This is a genomic window from Pseudotabrizicola sediminis (assembly GCF_004745575.1).
Taxonomy (GTDB): domain Bacteria; phylum Pseudomonadota; class Alphaproteobacteria; order Rhodobacterales; family Rhodobacteraceae; genus Pseudotabrizicola; species Pseudotabrizicola sediminis.
This window is the reverse complement of record NZ_RPEM01000005.1, coordinates 178,546-194,128: the sequence shown is the minus strand read 5'-3', so window position 1 is coordinate 194,128 and position 15,583 is coordinate 178,546. Positions and strand designations below refer to the sequence as shown.

General features: G+C 62.1%; 16 protein-coding genes and 1 tRNA gene. 6 read left to right on the top strand and 11 right to left on the bottom strand.

Annotated elements, in window-relative coordinates; genetic code table 11:
* Position 1: 1 nt before the first annotated feature.
* The 4 genes from pssA to EEB11_RS09225 all read right to left on the bottom strand — a co-directional run bounded on the left by pssA (position 2) and on the right by EEB11_RS09225 (position 3,802).
* Entirely contained in the window at positions 2-757 is a 756-nt protein-coding gene (gene pssA / locus EEB11_RS09240; protein WP_135430521.1) for a CDP-diacylglycerol--serine O-phosphatidyltransferase, read from the bottom strand.
* Positions 754-1,446, bottom strand: coding sequence for a phosphatidylserine decarboxylase (locus tag EEB11_RS09235; protein ID WP_135430519.1), 693 nt, complete (start codon positions 1,444-1,446; stop codon positions 754-756). The genes pssA and EEB11_RS09235 overlap by 4 nt, the downstream gene beginning before the upstream one ends.
* A gap of 236 nt (positions 1,447-1,682) precedes the next feature.
* Positions 1,683-2,576 carry an RNA polymerase sigma factor RpoH gene (gene rpoH, locus EEB11_RS09230; RefSeq protein WP_135430516.1) on the bottom strand — a complete coding sequence of 298 codons (894 nt, stop codon included), beginning with the start codon at positions 2,574-2,576 and terminating at the stop codon, positions 1,683-1,685.
* Positions 2,577-2,743: 167 nt separating this feature from the next.
* Positions 2,744-3,802 carry an RluA family pseudouridine synthase gene (locus tag EEB11_RS09225; RefSeq protein WP_135430514.1) on the bottom strand — a complete coding sequence of 353 codons (1,059 nt, stop codon included), beginning with the start codon at positions 3,800-3,802 and terminating at the stop codon, positions 2,744-2,746.
* Between EEB11_RS09225 and EEB11_RS09220 the strand changes: the two genes are divergently transcribed.
* Positions 3,801-4,109: a DUF6476 family protein gene (locus EEB11_RS09220; protein WP_135430511.1), complete on the top strand. Its 309-nt coding sequence runs from the start codon at positions 3,801-3,803 to the stop codon at positions 4,107-4,109. The two genes, EEB11_RS09225 and EEB11_RS09220, sit on opposite strands and share 2 nt — an antisense overlap.
* Before the next feature lie 3 nt (positions 4,110-4,112).
* On the opposite strand, the gene irrA is transcribed toward EEB11_RS09220, so the two are convergent.
* Positions 4,113-4,529 carry an iron response transcriptional regulator IrrA gene (gene irrA, locus EEB11_RS09215; RefSeq protein WP_135430507.1) on the bottom strand — a complete coding sequence of 139 codons (417 nt, stop codon included), beginning with the start codon at positions 4,527-4,529 and terminating at the stop codon, positions 4,113-4,115.
* Positions 4,530-4,693: 164 nt separating this feature from the next.
* Between irrA and fabA the strand changes: the two genes are divergently transcribed.
* The 3 genes from fabA to EEB11_RS09200 are packed head-to-tail and all read left to right on the top strand — an operon-like array spanning position 4,694 to position 7,252.
* Positions 4,694-5,203 (top strand): bifunctional 3-hydroxydecanoyl-ACP dehydratase/trans-2-decenoyl-ACP isomerase, encoded by a 510-nt coding sequence (gene fabA, locus EEB11_RS09210; protein WP_135430504.1) that lies wholly within the window; start codon positions 4,694-4,696, stop codon positions 5,201-5,203.
* Between the two features lie 21 nt (positions 5,204-5,224).
* Positions 5,225-6,454 (top strand): beta-ketoacyl-ACP synthase I, encoded by a 1,230-nt coding sequence (fabB, locus tag EEB11_RS09205; RefSeq protein ID WP_135430500.1) that lies wholly within the window; start codon positions 5,225-5,227, stop codon positions 6,452-6,454.
* A gap of 9 nt (positions 6,455-6,463) precedes the next feature.
* On the top strand, positions 6,464-7,252 hold the full coding sequence (locus EEB11_RS09200; protein WP_135430498.1) for an enoyl-ACP reductase FabI: 789 nt from the start codon (positions 6,464-6,466) through the stop codon (positions 7,250-7,252).
* Between the two features lie 51 nt (positions 7,253-7,303).
* On the opposite strand, the gene EEB11_RS09195 is transcribed toward EEB11_RS09200, so the two are convergent.
* From EEB11_RS09195 to EEB11_RS09180, 4 genes are all read right to left on the bottom strand, one after another.
* Positions 7,304-8,698: a glutamine synthetase family protein gene (locus EEB11_RS09195; RefSeq protein WP_135430495.1), complete on the bottom strand. Its 1,395-nt coding sequence runs from the start codon at positions 8,696-8,698 to the stop codon at positions 7,304-7,306.
* A 7-nt stretch (positions 8,699-8,705) separates the two neighbouring features.
* Complete coding sequence (locus EEB11_RS09190) at positions 8,706-10,073, bottom strand: aspartate aminotransferase family protein (RefSeq protein ID WP_135430492.1); 1,368 nt, start codon at positions 10,071-10,073, stop codon at positions 8,706-8,708.
* A 152-nt stretch (positions 10,074-10,225) separates the two neighbouring features.
* Complete coding sequence (locus EEB11_RS09185) at positions 10,226-11,284, bottom strand: quinone-dependent dihydroorotate dehydrogenase (protein ID WP_135430489.1); 1,059 nt, start codon at positions 11,282-11,284, stop codon at positions 10,226-10,228.
* On the bottom strand, positions 11,281-11,619 hold the full coding sequence (locus EEB11_RS09180; RefSeq protein ID WP_135430488.1) for a DUF952 domain-containing protein: 339 nt from the start codon (positions 11,617-11,619) through the stop codon (positions 11,281-11,283). The genes EEB11_RS09185 and EEB11_RS09180 overlap by 4 nt, the downstream gene beginning before the upstream one ends.
* A gap of 182 nt (positions 11,620-11,801) precedes the next feature.
* On the opposite strand from EEB11_RS09180, the gene EEB11_RS09175 reads away from it, so the two are divergent.
* Positions 11,802-13,403: a bifunctional metallophosphatase/5'-nucleotidase gene (locus EEB11_RS09175; RefSeq protein ID WP_135430487.1), complete on the top strand. Its 1,602-nt coding sequence runs from the start codon at positions 11,802-11,804 to the stop codon at positions 13,401-13,403.
* Positions 13,404-13,634: 231 nt separating this feature from the next.
* Positions 13,635-14,723, top strand: a complete 1,089-nt coding sequence (locus EEB11_RS09170) for a DUF475 domain-containing protein (RefSeq protein WP_135430485.1) — start codon at positions 13,635-13,637, stop codon at positions 14,721-14,723.
* A gap of 1 nt (position 14,724) precedes the next feature.
* Here EEB11_RS09170 and EEB11_RS09165 read toward each other — a convergent pair.
* Together EEB11_RS09165 and EEB11_RS09160 are read right to left on the bottom strand one after the other, a co-directional pair.
* Positions 14,725-14,798 (bottom strand) — tRNA-Gly (locus EEB11_RS09165).
* A 127-nt stretch (positions 14,799-14,925) separates the two neighbouring features.
* The gene (locus EEB11_RS09160; protein WP_245298838.1) at positions 14,926-15,579 is read right to left on the bottom strand and encodes a response regulator; all 654 of its coding nucleotides are present in this window, start codon (positions 15,577-15,579) and stop codon (positions 14,926-14,928) included.
* Positions 15,580-15,583: the final 4 nt, after the last annotated feature.

The following is a 15,583-nucleotide window of genomic DNA, read 5'->3' as shown; positions in this document are numbered from 1 at the left end:
GTCAGACAACACTCCTCAGAGACCGGGCGCTTTTGCGCCAAAGAAGCAGGATGGCTGCCAGATAGACCACATCCATCAACAGCAATGTGACCCAAGGATATGTGAGCAAGGCCGCGATCAGCGCCACCGAGCCCACCAGGATGAAGCGGGCATTTTCGGCGTAGATCCTGACCCCTTTGAAAGAGGGCGTCGGCATCCGCGAAATCATCAGTGCGCCAACAAAGACCATCCAGATCGCGACTGCCCATGGCGGCAAGCGCAGGGCGTTGTCAAAGCCATAGGCAAGATAGATCGGCAACAGCGCCAGCATCGCCCCGGCAGGGGAAGGCACACCGACAAACCCCTTGGGCTTGTCCGCAGCCTCCGGCTCACGGTTGCCGACATTGAACCGCGCCAGACGCAGCATGCAGCACACGGCGTAGATCAGCACTGCAATCCAGCCCAGCGAGGTATCGGCGCGCATGCCCCAGAAATACAGCACCAAAGCCGGCGTGACACCGAAGTTCACCAGATCGCACAGGCTGTCCAGTTCGGCCCCGATGGCACTTTCGGTCTTAAGCATCCGCGCCAGCCGGCCATCAATTCCATCCAGCGCAGCGGCAAGGCCAATCAGCGCAACCGCCCAGCCAAAACGACCTTCGACCGCCATGCGGATCGCGGTCAGTCCGGCGCAAAGAGCAAGGATGGAAATCAGGTTCGGCAGCAGATGCAGAATGTGCATCCGACGCCGCAGCAGCGGTTTCGGCTCTTCGGTCATTCCACACGGGCCATAGTTTGCGGCAGGTCACGCCCCAGCACCGCCAGCACGGTTTCGCCCGCCACCATGGTCTGGCCAATGGCGACTTGCGGGCTGACCCCTTCGGGCAGGTAGACATCAACCCGGCTGCCAAAGCGGATCAGGCCAAAGCGTTCGCCCGTGCGCATCCCCTGCCCTTCGGCCACCCACCACATGATGCGGCGCGCAACCAGACCAGCGATCTGCACCACGGCGATTTGGCGGCCATCGGCGAGGTCGATGCGCAGCGAGTTGCGCTCGTTGTCCACCGATGCCTTGTCAAGCGAGGCGTTCAGGAACTTGCCGGGCCGGTAGCTCATCGCCCCGATGGTGCCGGCAATCGGCGCGCGGTTCACGTGGCAGTTGAACACGTTCATGAAGACCGACACCCGCATCAAGGCCACTGGCCCCATGCCCAGCTCCGGCGGCGGCACGGCGCGTTCGATCAGGCTGATGACGCCATCGGCGGGGGAAACCAGAATGCCCGCGCCCTGTGGCACCGACCGCTTGGGGTCGCGGAAGAAGTAATAGCACCAGACCGTCAACCCGACGCCGATCCAGCCCAAAGGCTCCCACAGCCAGAACAGCACAAGGGTGATCGCGGCAAAGATCGCCACGAATTTGTACCCCTCGGGGTGCATCGGCTTCAGAAATGTCCCCAGCATGGTCATGGTTGGTCCGATCCTTTCAACCAATGGCCGAGGACGTAGCCTGCCCGCCGGATGGGGGCAAACAAAAACGACACATCAGCCAACAAATACGTCATATCTTCGACGGATGCCCGCCACCTCTGCACGCAGTCCTATCGGTCTGCAGGGCGAAGGCCAAGGGCCGACAGACAGGCAAAAGCCAGTATGCAAAAGGCGGCCCACGCCGGGGCCGCCTTCCAGTGTCGGACCGGGCGCGGTCAGCCGGGAACCACCATGCCCTTGCCCTTGGCCAGTTCGCGCATCTTGGCCTGCAGCTTTTCAAACGCCCGCACCTCGATCTGGCGGATACGCTCGCGGCTGACCGAGTGCTTTTCCGACAGGGTTTCGAGCGTCACCGGCTCATCCGCCAGCCGGCGTTGCATCAGGATTTCCTTTTCCCGGTCGTTCAGCACCGACATCGCCTTTACCAGAAGGCCACGGCGGATCAACAATTCGTCGCTTTCGGCATAAGCCTCGGCCTGATCGCTGTTTTCATCTTCCAGCCAGTCCTGCCACTGCGCGCCGCCCTCCTCGGACCCGACGGTCGCGTTCAGCGACGCATCGGCCCCCGCCATCCGGCGGTTCATGGCAATGACCTCGTCTTCGGTCACCGACAGGTCTTTGGCGATTTGGGCCACGTTTTCCGGGCGCAGGTCGCCCTCTTCCAGCGCGCCGAGCTTGGCCTTGGCCTTGCGCAGGTTGAAGAACAGCTTTTTCTGCGCGGAGGTGGTGCCCAGTTTCACAAGGCTCCATGACCGCAGGATGTATTCCTGAATGCTGGCGCGAATCCACCACATGGCATAGGTCGCAAGCCGGAAGCCCCGTTCCGGATCAAAGCGTTTGACCGCCTGCATCAGCCCGACATTCGCTTCCGAAATCACCTCGGCCTGCGGCAGCCCATAGCCGCGATAGCCCATGGCGATCTTGGCGGCCAGTCGCAGGTGGCTGGTTACCAGCTTGTGCGCCGATGCGCTGTCCTGCCGGTCGACCCAGGCCTTGGCCAGCATGTATTCTTCTTCCGGTTCCAGCAGCGGGAACTTACGGATTTCCTGCATATACCGGTTCAGGCCCTGTTCCGGGCTTGGTGCGGGTAGGTTGGTATAGGTGCTCATCTTTCGCCCCCTGTTAGCCCCGGTGCCATCAGCCCCCGAGGGACCACATTACCTAAGGTCTGTGTGCCGCTCCTGCAAGGACACGGCCTATCATGCCTTAATAAACGCCAAGTGAAGGCATTTCCGTTCCTTAAAGGAAGGGATGTGACCGGGTTTTCACGTGAATGTCACTCCTGAGGGATGCGCATTGCATCCAGCAGCGCGGCCATGTCTTCCGGCAACGGCGAGGTGAATTCCAGCCATTCATCGGTCACCGGATGGGTAAAGCCCAGCGTGGCCGCATGCAGCGCCTGCCGGGGAAAGCTGTTTCCCGTATCGGCCGCCAGCGGCGTCAGTGCCTTGGGCGACAGTTTGCGTTTGCCGCCATAGGTCTGGTCACCCAGCAATCCGTGCCCGGCATGGGCCATATGCACCCGGATCTGATGGGTACGCCCGGTTTCCAGCCAGCATTCCACCAATGCGGCCTGATCGGCAAAGGCTTCCAGCACCCGCACCCGCGTGACCGCGTGGCGGCCATCGTGCCAGACCACGGCCTGCCGCTGGCGGTCGGTCTTGTGGCGGGCCAGCAGGGTGGCAATCTTGATGATGCCGCCGGTTTCAAAGGTGACACCCTTGATCCCACGCAGGCGGGGATCGGCTGCCGATGGCACAGCATGGACCAGTGCCAGATAGCGGCGGTTCACATCATGGCGTTCGAACTGCGTGGCCAGCCCGTGATGCGCCTTGTCGGATTTCGCCACCACCAGCAGGCCAGAGGTGTCCTTGTCGATCCGGTGCACAATTCCGGGGCGGCGTTCGCCGCCGATGCCCGACAGCGTATCACCACAATGCGCCAGCAACGCATTGACCAGCGTGCCCGAGGGCGTACCGGGCGCCGGATGCACCACCATGCCGACCGGCTTGTCGACGACGATCAGATGATCATCCTCATAGATCACGGTCAGCGGAATGTCTTCGGCCAGCGTATCCACACTGACCGGCGGGTCGAGGAACAGGGTGATCACATCACCGTCCTCGGCGCGGGTCTTGGGGTCGGTCAGCGCCTCGCCCCCGCGCCAGACCGCCCCTTCGGCGATCATCTTCATCAGCCTTGTGCGCGACAACGCCGCTTCCTCTGGCACTGACCGCGCCAGCGCCTTATCAAGGCGATCAGCGCAGCCATCGGCAATCGTCACCTGCAGGGTGATATCTTCGTCTTCCGATGCATCGGCAAAAGGGCCTGACATGAACAACACTCCTGAAACCGAAGCGCTTCCGCCTTCGCTGAGACTTCTGAAATGGCTGGTGATCATTCTTACCGCCACGATGATTGTCGGTGTCATAACCGTGGTCGGTCTGCTTGTCACCCGTATGCCGGATATCTCACCGCTTGCAACGCCGGATCAGCTGGCCCTGCCCGAAGGCACGCGGGCGGCGGCGGTGACGATGGGACGCGACTTCATCGCTGTGGTTACGGAAGATGACCGCATTCTGATCTTCGGGCGCGATGGCGTGTTGCGTCAAGAAATTGACGTGGTTCCTGCACAACCCTGAGGATCAGACGCGCTTGAGCCGGATCACCACATCGACACGCGAAATCTCGGTCCCTTCAGGGGCATCGGGCAAGCCGCTGATCTCCAGCTGATCTTTGGGCGCATCGGTCAGCTCTGCGGTGTCTTCCCAGTAGAAATGTGGGTGGTCATCCATCCGGGTGTCGAAGTAGCTTTTCGACCCGTCCACCACCACTTCGTTCATCAGCCCTGCCTCGCAAAAGGCGCGCAAGGTGTTGTAAACCGTGGCAAGACTGACCCGGTCGCCCGACTGCACCGACAGCGCAAACAGGCTTTCCGCCGTGACATGACGGTCAAGCCCGTCGCCGACCAGCAGGCTGGCAAGCGACAAGCGCTGTCGCGTCGGGCGCAATCCGCCCTGCGCCAGCCATTCCGTAGACCGTTCCTGTGCCGTCATCCGCATGTGTCATCCTGTCGTTACGCCTATATAAAGCGCCTGACGCCCCGATTTCAATGGAAAACAGGGAGATTGCCCGCCGGGCGGCGCGCGCGGCACCCTTGCCTCTGACTCGCAGCAAGTGTTACAGCGTTGAAACGAATGACACGAAAACGGGGGAACAATCGGCGATGGGTCACTTTCCGTCCAGCTTTGACAAAGACGCACTTCTGGCCTGCGCGCGCGGTGAATTGTTCGGCCCCGGCAATGCCCAGCTTCCTGCGCCGCCGATGCTGATGATGGACCGCATCACCGAGATTTCCGAAGATGGCGGAGAATTCGGGAAGGGCCATGTGGTCGCCGAATTCGACATCACCCCCGACCTGTGGTTTTTCGACTGCCATTTCCCCGGCAACCCGATCATGCCCGGCTGCCTTGGCCTTGACGGGTTGTGGCAGCTGACCGGCTTCAACCTTGGCTGGCGTGGCTGGCAGGGGCGCGGCTATGCGCTGGGGGTGGGTGAGGTGAAGCTGACCGGCATGGTGCGGCCTGACCGCAGGATGCTGCGCTATTTCGTCGATTTCACCAAGGCACTGTCCACCCGCCGCCTGACGATGGGCGTGGCCAATGGCCGGGTGGAAGCCGATGGCGAAGTGATTTACCAAGTGACCGATATGAAAGTGGCCCTCTCGGCCAACTGATCCCCAACGAAGGAGGCGCCCATGCGTCGTGTTGTCATTACCGGCATCGGCATCGTTTCCCCCATCGGCAACTCCGCCGCTGAGGTTGAAGCATCCCTGAGGGCCGGGAAGTCCGGCATCGTTTTCGCGCCCGAATACGCCGAGCGCGGGTTCCGCAGCCAGGTCCACGGCCAGCCACAGATCGTGCTGGAAGACAATATCGACAAGCGCGACCTGCGCTTCATGGGTGATGGCGCGGCCTATAACTTCATCGCCATGCGGCAGGCGATCGAAGATTCGGGGCTGGAGGCATCCGACATCTCGAACGACCGGACCGGCATCATCGTCGGCTCCGGCGGCCCATCGACCAAATCCTTCTTCAAGGCCCACAATATTGTGCGCGACTCGGGCAGCCCAAAGCGGATCGGTCCGTTCGGTGTGACCAAGGGCATGTCCTCGACGAATTCCGCCTGCCTTGCGACGCCGTTCAAGATCAAGGGCGTGAACTATTCGATCACCTCGGCCTGCTCCACCTCGGCCCATTGCATCGGCAATGGCACCGAGCTGATCCAGTTCGGCAAGCAGGATATCGTGTTTGCCGGCGGTGGTGAAGAACTGGACTGGACCCTGTCCTGCCTGTTCGACGCCATGGGCGCAATGTCTTCGAAGTACAACGATGCGCCTGAAACCGCATCGCGCGCCTTTGACGCCACCCGTGATGGCTTTGTCATCGCAGGCGGCGGTGGCGTGGTGGTGCTGGAAGAGTTGAACCACGCTCTGGCGCGCGGGGCAAAGATCTATGCCGAAGTCACCGGCTACGGTGCCACATCCGACGGCCATGACATGGTCGCCCCGAGTGGTGAGGGCGGTGAGCGGTCGATGCGGCAGGCGATTGCCACCCTGCCCGAAGGCCGCAAGATCAGCTATATCAACGCCCATGGCACCAGCACGCCCGCAGGCGATGTGACCGAAGTGAAAGCCGTGCGCCGGGTGTTCGGTGACGGATCGGTGCCGCCGATCTCGTCGACCAAATCACTGACCGGCCACAGCCTTGGGGCCACCGGCGTGCATGAGGCGATCTATTCCCTGCTGATGCTGCAGGGCAATTTCATCACCGCCTCTGCCAATGTCACCCAGCTTGACCCTGAGCTGAAGCCCGAAGAAATCGCCACCACCTATCGCGAGGGTGTGGAGATGGATTCCGTTCTGTCCAACAGCTTTGGCTTTGGCGGCACCAATGCGACATTGGTGATGAGCAAGTATCGCGCATAAGGACAGATCATGGCCGGTTGGATGAAGGGCAAGCGCGGGCTTGTCATGGGGGTGGCGAACGAACGCTCCATCGCCTGGGGGATTGCGAAAACGCTGGCCGAAGAAGGCGCAGAGCTGGCGTTTTCCTATCAGGGCGACGCTTTTGGCAAGCGGGTGCAGCCACTGGCGGCATCCGTCGGGTCTGACCTGCTGGTCGATGTCGATGTCACAAATGACGCCAGCATGGACGCTTGCTTCGCCACGCTAAAGGACCGCTGGGGCACGATGGATTTCCTGATCCACGCCATCGCATTCTCCGACAAGACCGAGCTGACGGGGCGCTTCATCAACACCTCGCGCGGGAATTTCCAGAACTCGCTGACCATTTCGTGCTTTTCCTTCATCGACGTTGCGCGCCGCGCATCCGAGATGATGCCGGATGGTGGCACCCTGATCACACTGACCTTCCAGGGCTCGAACCGCGTTTCGCCCAATTACAACGTGATGGGCGTGGCTAAGGCGGCGCTGGAATCAGCCACGCGCTATCTGGCCAATGATCTGGGGCCGCAAAAGGTGCGCGTGAATGCCATTTCGCCCGGTCCGATGAAAACCCTTGCGGGTGCGGCCATTGGGGGCGCCCGCGCCACCTATCGTCATACCGAAGAAAATGCCCCCCTGCGCGCGAACGCAACGCTGGAGGCCATCGGCGGCACCGCCGCCTGGCTGTGTTCGGACTTTGGCGCCGCCACCACGGGCGAGGTCATCCATGTCGATGGCGGCTATCATGTGCTAGGCTTTCCGCAACCCGCAAACATGTAAACGCTGTGCCTTTGCCAAAAAGCCCGGCAGTCTGGCCGGGCTTTTTCATGTCTACACCGTGTGCAGATACAGGTCGAAATCGACCTCTGACACCGTGCGCATCACCCGCGCATATTCTGCGGCCTTTATGGCAGTGAAGGTGCGATGCATATCATCCCCCAAAGCATCTTTCAGAAAGGCCGAGGCCTTTGCTGCCTCGATCGCCTGCCGCCAGTCCAACGGAATGGCGGGCGCATCCTGCCCCGCCTCATAGCCATTGCCCACCGTTTCCGGCCCAGGGTCGATCTTGTGCTGCAAGCCGTGGCGGATGCCTGCCAGCACGGTCGCCGCCACCAGATAAGGGTTCGCATCTACCCCCGCCGGGCGATGTTCAATCCGCCGCGCCTTGATATCGCCAGCCGGAATACGCAACGCGACAGACCGGTTGTTCACCCCCCAGGTCGGGCTGACCGGCGCATAGCTTTGGGCCGCAAAGCGCCGCCAGGAATTGGCATGGGGCGCAAAGACCAGCATCGATTCCCCCATCGTCGCACGCAGGCCCCCAAGTGCGTGCAGAATGGTCGGGTTCCACACCCCCTCTTCTGCCTCGACAAAGACGTTCGTGCCCTTGGCATCCATCATCGAGACGTGGAAATGCATGCCCGATCCGGCGTAATCCTCATTCGGCTTGGCCATGAAACAGGCGGTCACCCCATGCGCCCGGGCCTGCGCCCGGACGATGCGCTTCAGGCGCATCAGATCATCAGCCGCCTGCATCACATCAGTGCGGTAATGCAGGGTCAGCTCATACTGGCCGGGGGCGTATTCGGAAATCATCGTCTCGGCAGTGATCCCCGCCTTGGCCGCACCGGCATAGATATCGGAAAACAGCGGCAGCATGCCATGCAGATGATCTACCGAATAGACCTCGGTCTTCGACGATTTGCGCCCATCAAGCACATCGCGCGCGGGCTGCATCTTGCCATCCGGCCCACGCTCGTTGGCCAGCAGGAAAAACTCCAGCTCAAACGCCCCCGCCGGAAACAGCCCCTCGGTGGCCAGCGCATCGACCTGACGCTTCAGCGCGTGGCGCGGGTCTGACGGCATAGGTTTGCCGTCCAGATCATACATCGACATCAGCACCTCTCCGCGCGGGGGGTTGGTGTTGTGCAAGGCCACAAGACTGCCCGGGATCGGCCAGGCCCGCAGATCGCCATCGCCCTGATCCCAGATCAAGCCGGTTTCATGCACATCCTCGCCGCAGATATCCAGGCCAAGGATGGAAATCGGCAAATGCCGTCCGTTCTTGTAAAAGGACAACACCTCGTGCCGCCGGATGATCTTGCCCCGGCCAATGCCGTTGGAATCGTGCAAGACGATGTCAAAGGCCTCGATCTCCGGATGGGCGGCAAGGAAGGCTTCGGCCTCGGCAACGGTCGAGCCGGAGGGGCTGTGCAATGCGGTCATGGGACACTCAGGCAAAAAGTTCGGACAGGATTTCGTCAAACGCCAGACCCAGACGGTCAATCTGGCGCGGTCGGGTGGCGGGGCTGACCAGCATCATGTTGTGAAACGGTGCAATCAGGCAGCCCCGGTTCAGCAGCGCGGTATGCACAGCCGCTTCAACCTGCGGCTGGTGGGCGGTGGCGGCCTCTGTGCCGTTGTGCAGCGGACCGGGGGCACAGATGAACTCCACCCGCGCGCCGACCCGCACCACATGCCAGGGCGCGCCATGCGCAGTGATCGCGGCCTGCAATAGCGCGGCAAGCCGCTCCGCGCCTTTTTCCATATGGGCATAGGCGTCTTTGGTCATCACCAGAGACAGGGTCGCCACCAGACAGGCAAACTGCATCGGATTTGCCGACAAAGTGGTGCCCATGCCGGAATGGCCCGCCGGTCGCGTGGCGTCATAGGCGTTGAAACGCGCGGCCACATCTTCGGTCATCCCCCAGACCGCCGTCGGCATGCCGCCCGCCACACATTTGCCCACCACGAACATGTCAGGCGACAGCCCGTGCACACGGGTATAGCCGCCAAGCCCGGTAGACAGTGTATGGGTTTCATCCATGATCAACAGCGCGCCATAGCGTTGCGCCAACGCGCGCAGGCCGTCATGGAAGCCGTCCGCAGGCAGGACCATGCAAGAATTGGTCATCACCGGCTCGGTCAGAATGGCCGCCACGTCGCCTTTTGCCAGTGCCGCCTCGACCCCTGCCAGATCGTTGAACTCGCAAACCACGGCCCCGAGGCTCAGATCATGCACCTGCCCCACCAGCCCGGGCCGGTTGACCGTGTGGCCGCCGTCAAGTGTCACCATCGTGTCATCCAGCGTGCCATGGTAACAGCCGTGGAACACCAACACCTTTGGCCGCCCGGTCACCGCCCGCGCCACGCGCAGGGCAAAGCGGTTTGCATCAGTGGCCGTAGTGGCGATCTGCCAGCGGAATGCGCCGAAACGGTCGGTCAGCAAACGACCCGCCTCCATCGCGGCCATCGTGGGCAGCATATAGGTCAGCCCGTGGCGCGCCTGCTTGCGGATGGCGTCGGCCACCGGTTTTGGCGAATGACCAAACATGCTGCCAGTGTCGCCCAGACAGAAATCATCAATCCCGTAGCCGTCGATATCGGTGATCCTCGCGCCTTTGGCCTTTGCTACCAGCGGCAAATGCGGCATCGGCCAATCGCGCATCCAATGCATCGGCACGCCGTTCAGAAACGCCCCTGCCCCATCGGCCAGCGCCTTGGCCGATTTCGGCCGTGACCGCGCATAGCGCTGCGCCTCACGCGCGGCAAAGGCGGTCAGGCGGTCGGTGGGCACTCCGGCAATCGTTGGCTGTGACATGGGTATCCCTCTGGTTGCCGCAGTATTGCCGGGAATTTGATCAAATTCAAGAGCGGGGAATTGAGCTGCCTGGCGGACCGCTGGGCGGTGGAACCGGTGCCAGAATGAGAATTCGGAAAAGGTGCAATTGGTAGCGGCAAAGCCAGTCTGAGTCAGAGCCAGTCTGCGCGGCCGGTTCCGCTTGCTGCCGCAACCGTGCTGAACCCGTCGCGGGCGAGCAGCGCATCCAGGCCATGGGCGATGCGGGCGGCAATGCCGATGCCTTCATAGACCATCGCCGTATAAAGCTGCACCGCCGAGGCCCCGGCGCGGATCTTGGCATAGGCCTGTTCGGCGCTGCCGATGCCACCCACACCGATCAGGGGCAGCCGCCCCTCGGTCGCCAGCGACAGTTGCGCCAATGCGCGCGTAGACTTTTCGAACAATGGCGCGCCGGAAAGCCCCCCCAATTCGCTGCGGGCTGCACTTTTCAAGCCATCCCGCGCGACCGTTGTGTTGGTGGCGATGATCCCCGCCAGCCCTGCGCCAAGGGCAATCGCGCCGATCTCGGCGATCTCATCCGGGGTCAGGTCGGGGGCTATTTTCAAAAACACCGGAATCTTCGTTTCCAGCGCAGCCTGTACCTCCATCACCCGCGCCAGAAGCGCCGCCAGGGCCGCAGGGCCTTGCAGGTCGCGCAGTTTTTCGGTGTTGGGCGAGCTGACGTTGACGGTCGCAAAATCCACATGCAGCCCACACGTCGCAAGCACCTGCGCGAAATCTGCCGCACGGTCGGGCGAGGTTTTGTTGGCCCCCAGATTGAGGCCAATGGGCAGGGTGCGAGGACGCAGCCGCAGCCGGGCCGCAATCGCCTCCATCCCGTCATTGTTGAAGCCAAACCGGTTGATCGCGGCGCGGTCTTCGGTCAGGCGGAACAGGCGTGGCTTTGGATTGCCGGGCTGCGGCAACGGTGTGGCGGCCCCCACCTCCAGAAAGCCGAAGCCCGCGCGGGCCAAGGCGCCCAGCGCAGTTGCGTTCTTGTCAAACCCGGCAGCCAGCCCGACCGGGTTGGCAAGCGGCATCCCCGCCAGCGTGCAGGCCAGACGCGGCGATGTCACCACCCCCGGCAAGGGCACCAGCCCGCTGTTCAGCGCCCGAAGCGACAGGCCATGCGCCACTTCGGGATCCAGCCGGTGCAAAACCGCCAGACCGGCCCGTTCGACCAGGCTCACCACACACCTTCAGGAAAAATATGCCCAGTGGCCCCCAGCGGCAGCGATTTGTCCCACACCACATCAGACAGCCGCAGCGCACGGTACAGATGCGGGAACAGATCCCCCCCGCGCGAAGGTTCCCATTTCAGATCTGCCCCCAAAGCGCTGCTGCGAAACGCCACCAGCACCAGATCGCTTTCGGTGCCGAAATGGCGCGCGGCCGTGTCGGCAACCTGTGCGGCGGTCGAGAAATGGATGAACCCATCCGCCAGATCGACAGGAGCCCCGGCAGTTTCACCGGCGGCACGGAACGCATCCCATTCGGAGCGGCGGAAGATCTTGTAAATCAGCATGACGTTCCATGCACATTGCAAGAGGCTTGGTCAATGGGAACTGCGGGAAAACTGCCGCCCCCTGTCACCGCGCCGTTGCATGCCTGACGCAAGGTCAGGGTCGATCCGGGGCAGGACACGGGTTTGACACCGCCGCTTGCGCGAGTCACGCTTGCCCCATCAACCAACAAGGGAGCTACTTGGTGAAAAACCGTTTGCTTGGGTCCGCTGCGGCGATTGCGCTGACGGCGGGGGCGGCGCAGGCCGATTACACGCTGCATGTCTTGCATATCAACGACTTCCACAGCCGGATCGAGGCTGTGAACGCGTTCGATTCCACCTGTTCAGCCGAAGACGCCGCCGAGAACAAGTGCTTTGGCGGCATCGCCCGGGTTGCGACAGCGGTCAACGAGCTGCGCGACAGCCTGACGGCCGATGGTCAGAATGTGATCTTTGTCGATGCCGGTGATCAGTTTCAGGGCAGCCTGATGTACACCACCTATAAGGGTGCTGTTGAGGCCGAGTTCATGGAGCAGCTCCAGCCCGATGCCATGGTGCTGGGGAATCACGAATTCGACGACGGCCCCGAGGGGCTGGCGAGCTTTCTCGACAAGGTGACCTTCCCGGTCATCTCCGGCAACCTTGATGTCAGCCAATCGAATGTGCTGGCGGGCCGGGTGCAGAATCATGTTGTGCTGGAGGTGGGCGGCGAAATGATCGGGATCATCTCGGTGCTGGCGACGGATACGGTTGAAACCTCCAGCCCCGGCCCATCGGTGATTTTTCAGGATGAGATCGACAGCCTGAAGGCCGATGTGGCGACGCTGGAAGCCGAAGGCGTGACCAAGATCATCGCCGTTACCCATGTGGGCTTTACCCGCGATCTGGAAATTGCCGCCGCCGTGCCGGGGATTGACGCGGTGGTGGGCGGGCACAGCCACACCTATCTTTCCGCCACCGACCCGGACCGGGCCGGGGCCTATCCGACCTGGGTCAGCCAAGAGTCTGGGGCCATGGTGCCGGTGGTGCAGGCCTATGCCTATTCAAAATACCTTGGCCATCTGGAACTGACTTTTGCCGATGACGGGTCGCTGATCCATGCGGGCGGCGATACGATTCTTCTCGACGCCAGTGTCACCCCCGACCCGGCCATCGAAGCCCGCGTCGCCGAGCTTGCCGGGCCGATCGAAGAACTGAAAGCGACGATCATCGGTGAGACAACCGAGGCGATCGATGGCAGCCGGGAAACCTGCCGTCAGGGCGAATGCCAGATGGGCAATCTGGTGACCGATGCGATGCTGGACCGGGTCAAGGATCAGGGCGTGACCATTGCCATCACCAACGGCGGCGGCCTTCGCAGCTCTATTGACGCCGGAGAGGTCACGATGGGCGAGGCGCTGAGCGTGCTGCCGTTCCAGAACACGCTGTCGACCTTTACCGTGACCGGAGAGGTGCTGGTGGCCGCACTGGAAAACGGGGTCAGCGGGCTGGAAGACGGCGCGGGCCGCTTTGCACAGGTTGCGGGCATGAAATACACCTTTGATCCGGCACAACCGGTGGGCAGCCGGGTGTCAGAAGTGATGATTGTGGTCGGCGGCGACGCCTGGGCGCCGATTGATCCGGCGACGGAGTACATGGTGGTGTCGAACAACTACATGCGCGGCGGCGGCGATGGATATCGCATGTTTGTGGATGCCAGCAACGCCTATGACTTCGGCCCCGATCTGGCCGATGTGATGGCGGAGCATCTGGCCAAGGCCCAGCCCTATACTCCCTATCTCGACGGGCGCATCACCCGTAAATAACGGCATCTGCCCCCTTGGGGCCGCTGGCAGCAGCGGCCCCCTCTTTTGAGACCGCAGTGCGTAACACGCTGCAAAGTGCCCCTTGCTTGCCCTCAAAGCCCATACTTGCAAGATTGGCCAGTTAGGCGCATAGACTCGCCCCTACGGGTGACCGGGCCCCTCTGGCAGGACTTTGCGGCAATCCTGCGATGTCGGCACCTGAACCGCCACATGCCGCGCGGTCACCTTCTTATGTCATCAACAGATGCACCCCAGCGCTCGTCCCTGTCTTATTTTACATGGGCCTTCATCGTCACGGCAATCGGCCTTGGCCTTGGCCTCTGGCTGGGCTTTTCCACCGAACATACCTTTGCCGGTGCCATGAAGGTGTTCTTCATCGTGTCGGTGCTGGCGGTGCTGGAAATCTCGCTGTCCTTTGACAATGCAATCGTCAATGCCAACAAGCTCAAAGACATGACCCCGGTCTGGCAACAGCGGTTCCTGACCTGGGGCATCCTGATTGCGGTCTTCGGCATGCGGATTGTATTCCCGCTGCTGATCGTGGTGATCGCCGCCAATGTCGGCCCATGGTCGGCGCTGGTGATGGCCGCCAGCCAGCCCGAGGAATACAGCCGCATCATGATGGAGGCGCATCTGCCGATTGCGGCCTTTGGCGGCACCTTCCTGATGATGGTGGCGCTGTCGTTCTTTTTCGACCATGAAAAAGATGTGCACTGGGTTCGCTGGCTGGAAGAAAAAGTGTCCACCTATTCTTCGGTCAAGGGCATCGAGATTGCCTTTGTGCTGGTGGTGATGCTGGCGTTTTCCAAGGTGATCGAAGGCCAGAAGGGTGCAGCCTATGCAACGACCTTCTTTCATGCAGCAATCTGGGGCCTGCTGACATTTTTGCTGGTAGAGGTGCTGGGCGGCGTGCTGGACCGCAGCCAGCAAACGCTGACGGGGGCTGCGCAGGGCGGTCTGGGGGCATTCCTGTATCTGGAAGTGCTGGATGCCAGCTTCAGCTTTGACGGCGTGATCGGGGCCTTTGCCCTGTCGTCCAACCTGTTCATCATTGCCATCGGGCTGGGCATCGGGGCCATGTATGTGCGGTCGATGACCATCATGCTGGTCGAACGCGGCACGTTGGCGCAATACCGGTATCTGGAGCACGGCGCGTTCTATGCGATCCTGATCCTGTCTGTGATCATGTATGTGCAGACGCTGTTCCACATTCCCGAAGTGATCACGGGCCTGGGCGGCGCAACCCTGATCGGGATCGCGCTGTGGTCGTCCAATCGCTGGAACAGGACCAACGCGGCAGAACAATCGGTGGGAGAGTGACTGGAGCGGGCGGCGGGAATCGAACCCGCGTCTTTAGCTTGGAAGGCTAAGGTCTTACCATTACACAACGCCCGCGCTCTGTTGTGGGAAATAGAGGATCGCAGTGTCAGGGTCAACCGGGGCCGTGCAGGGGGCGGGGAAGAAATTCGTCCCGCCGCCTGCCTTCGCCCGGCCTCTGGCCTTTCCCCCCCCAGCCCCGCGGTCAGGGCCGGATCATCCCGGCGTTGCGCGCGATCATGGCGGCATGGGTGCGGTTCCGCGCGCCCAGTTTGCGCGCCAATGTCTTGACGTGCAGCTTGATCGTCACTTCCTGAACATCCAGATCGCGGGCGATTTCCTTGTTGGATTTGCCGTCGCAGATCCCCTCCAGCACCTCGCGCTCACGCCGGGTCAGATCTTCCAGGACGGCGTTGGGGGGCGGCGGGTCTTCCAGCATCGACATCGGGGCAAAAATCTCACCCGTTGCCATCCGCTTGATGGCGGCGATCAACGCCTTGATGCCCAGGGTTTTCGGCACAAAGCCGACAGCGCCACAGGCAAGTGCCTCTTGCGCCAGATCGCGGCGGATGGTTCCCGACATCACCGCAACGGGCACCGTCGGCGCAGCAGCGCGGATCTTTTTCAATCCTTCAAGACCGTCCATCCCCGGCATCTGGTAATCCAGCAACACCAGATCAAAAGACTGTTGTGCCAGACTGTCGAGGGCGGTCTGCACCCCGGCGACCGATACAACCACAATGCCGCCATCCGCCCCCACCATCGCCGAGACCGATTCACGGAACAGATCATGATCATCAGCCAAAAGCATCCGCACGGGGGCATTTTCCTTTTCTGCAGCGGACAGCCGCATTTTCATGGGC

Bases quoted from the DNA above. Each gene is read 5' to 3' on its own strand.
- pssA (WP_135430521.1), bottom strand. From the start codon at position 757: ATGACCGAAGAGCCGAAACCGCTGCTGCGGCGTCGGATGCACATTCTG.
- EEB11_RS09235 (WP_135430519.1), bottom strand. From the start codon at position 1,446: ATGACCATGCTGGGGACATTTCTGAAGCCGATGCACCCCGAGGGGTAC.
- rpoH (WP_135430516.1), bottom strand. From the start codon at position 2,576: ATGAGCACCTATACCAACCTACCCGCACCAAGCCCGGAACAGGGCCTG.
- EEB11_RS09220 (WP_135430511.1), top strand. From the start codon at position 3,801: ATGAACAACACTCCTGAAACCGAAGCGCTTCCGCCTTCGCTGAGACTT.
- EEB11_RS09225 (WP_135430514.1), bottom strand. From the start codon at position 3,802: ATGTCAGGCCCTTTTGCCGATGCATCGGAAGACGAAGATATCACCCTG.
- irrA (WP_135430507.1), bottom strand. From the start codon at position 4,529: ATGCGGATGACGGCACAGGAACGGTCTACGGAATGGCTGGCGCAGGGC.
- fabA (WP_135430504.1), top strand. From the start codon at position 4,694: ATGGGTCACTTTCCGTCCAGCTTTGACAAAGACGCACTTCTGGCCTGC.
- fabB (WP_135430500.1), top strand. From the start codon at position 5,225: ATGCGTCGTGTTGTCATTACCGGCATCGGCATCGTTTCCCCCATCGGC.
- EEB11_RS09200 (WP_135430498.1), top strand. From the start codon at position 6,464: ATGGCCGGTTGGATGAAGGGCAAGCGCGGGCTTGTCATGGGGGTGGCG.
- EEB11_RS09195 (WP_135430495.1), bottom strand. From the start codon at position 8,698: ATGACCGCATTGCACAGCCCCTCCGGCTCGACCGTTGCCGAGGCCGAA.
- EEB11_RS09190 (WP_135430492.1), bottom strand. From the start codon at position 10,073: ATGTCACAGCCAACGATTGCCGGAGTGCCCACCGACCGCCTGACCGCC.
- EEB11_RS09180 (WP_135430488.1), bottom strand. From the start codon at position 11,619: ATGCTGATTTACAAGATCTTCCGCCGCTCCGAATGGGATGCGTTCCGT.
- EEB11_RS09170 (WP_135430485.1), top strand. From the start codon at position 13,635: ATGTCATCAACAGATGCACCCCAGCGCTCGTCCCTGTCTTATTTTACA.
- EEB11_RS09160 (WP_245298838.1), bottom strand. From the start codon at position 15,579: ATGAAAATGCGGCTGTCCGCTGCAGAAAAGGAAAATGCCCCCGTGCGG.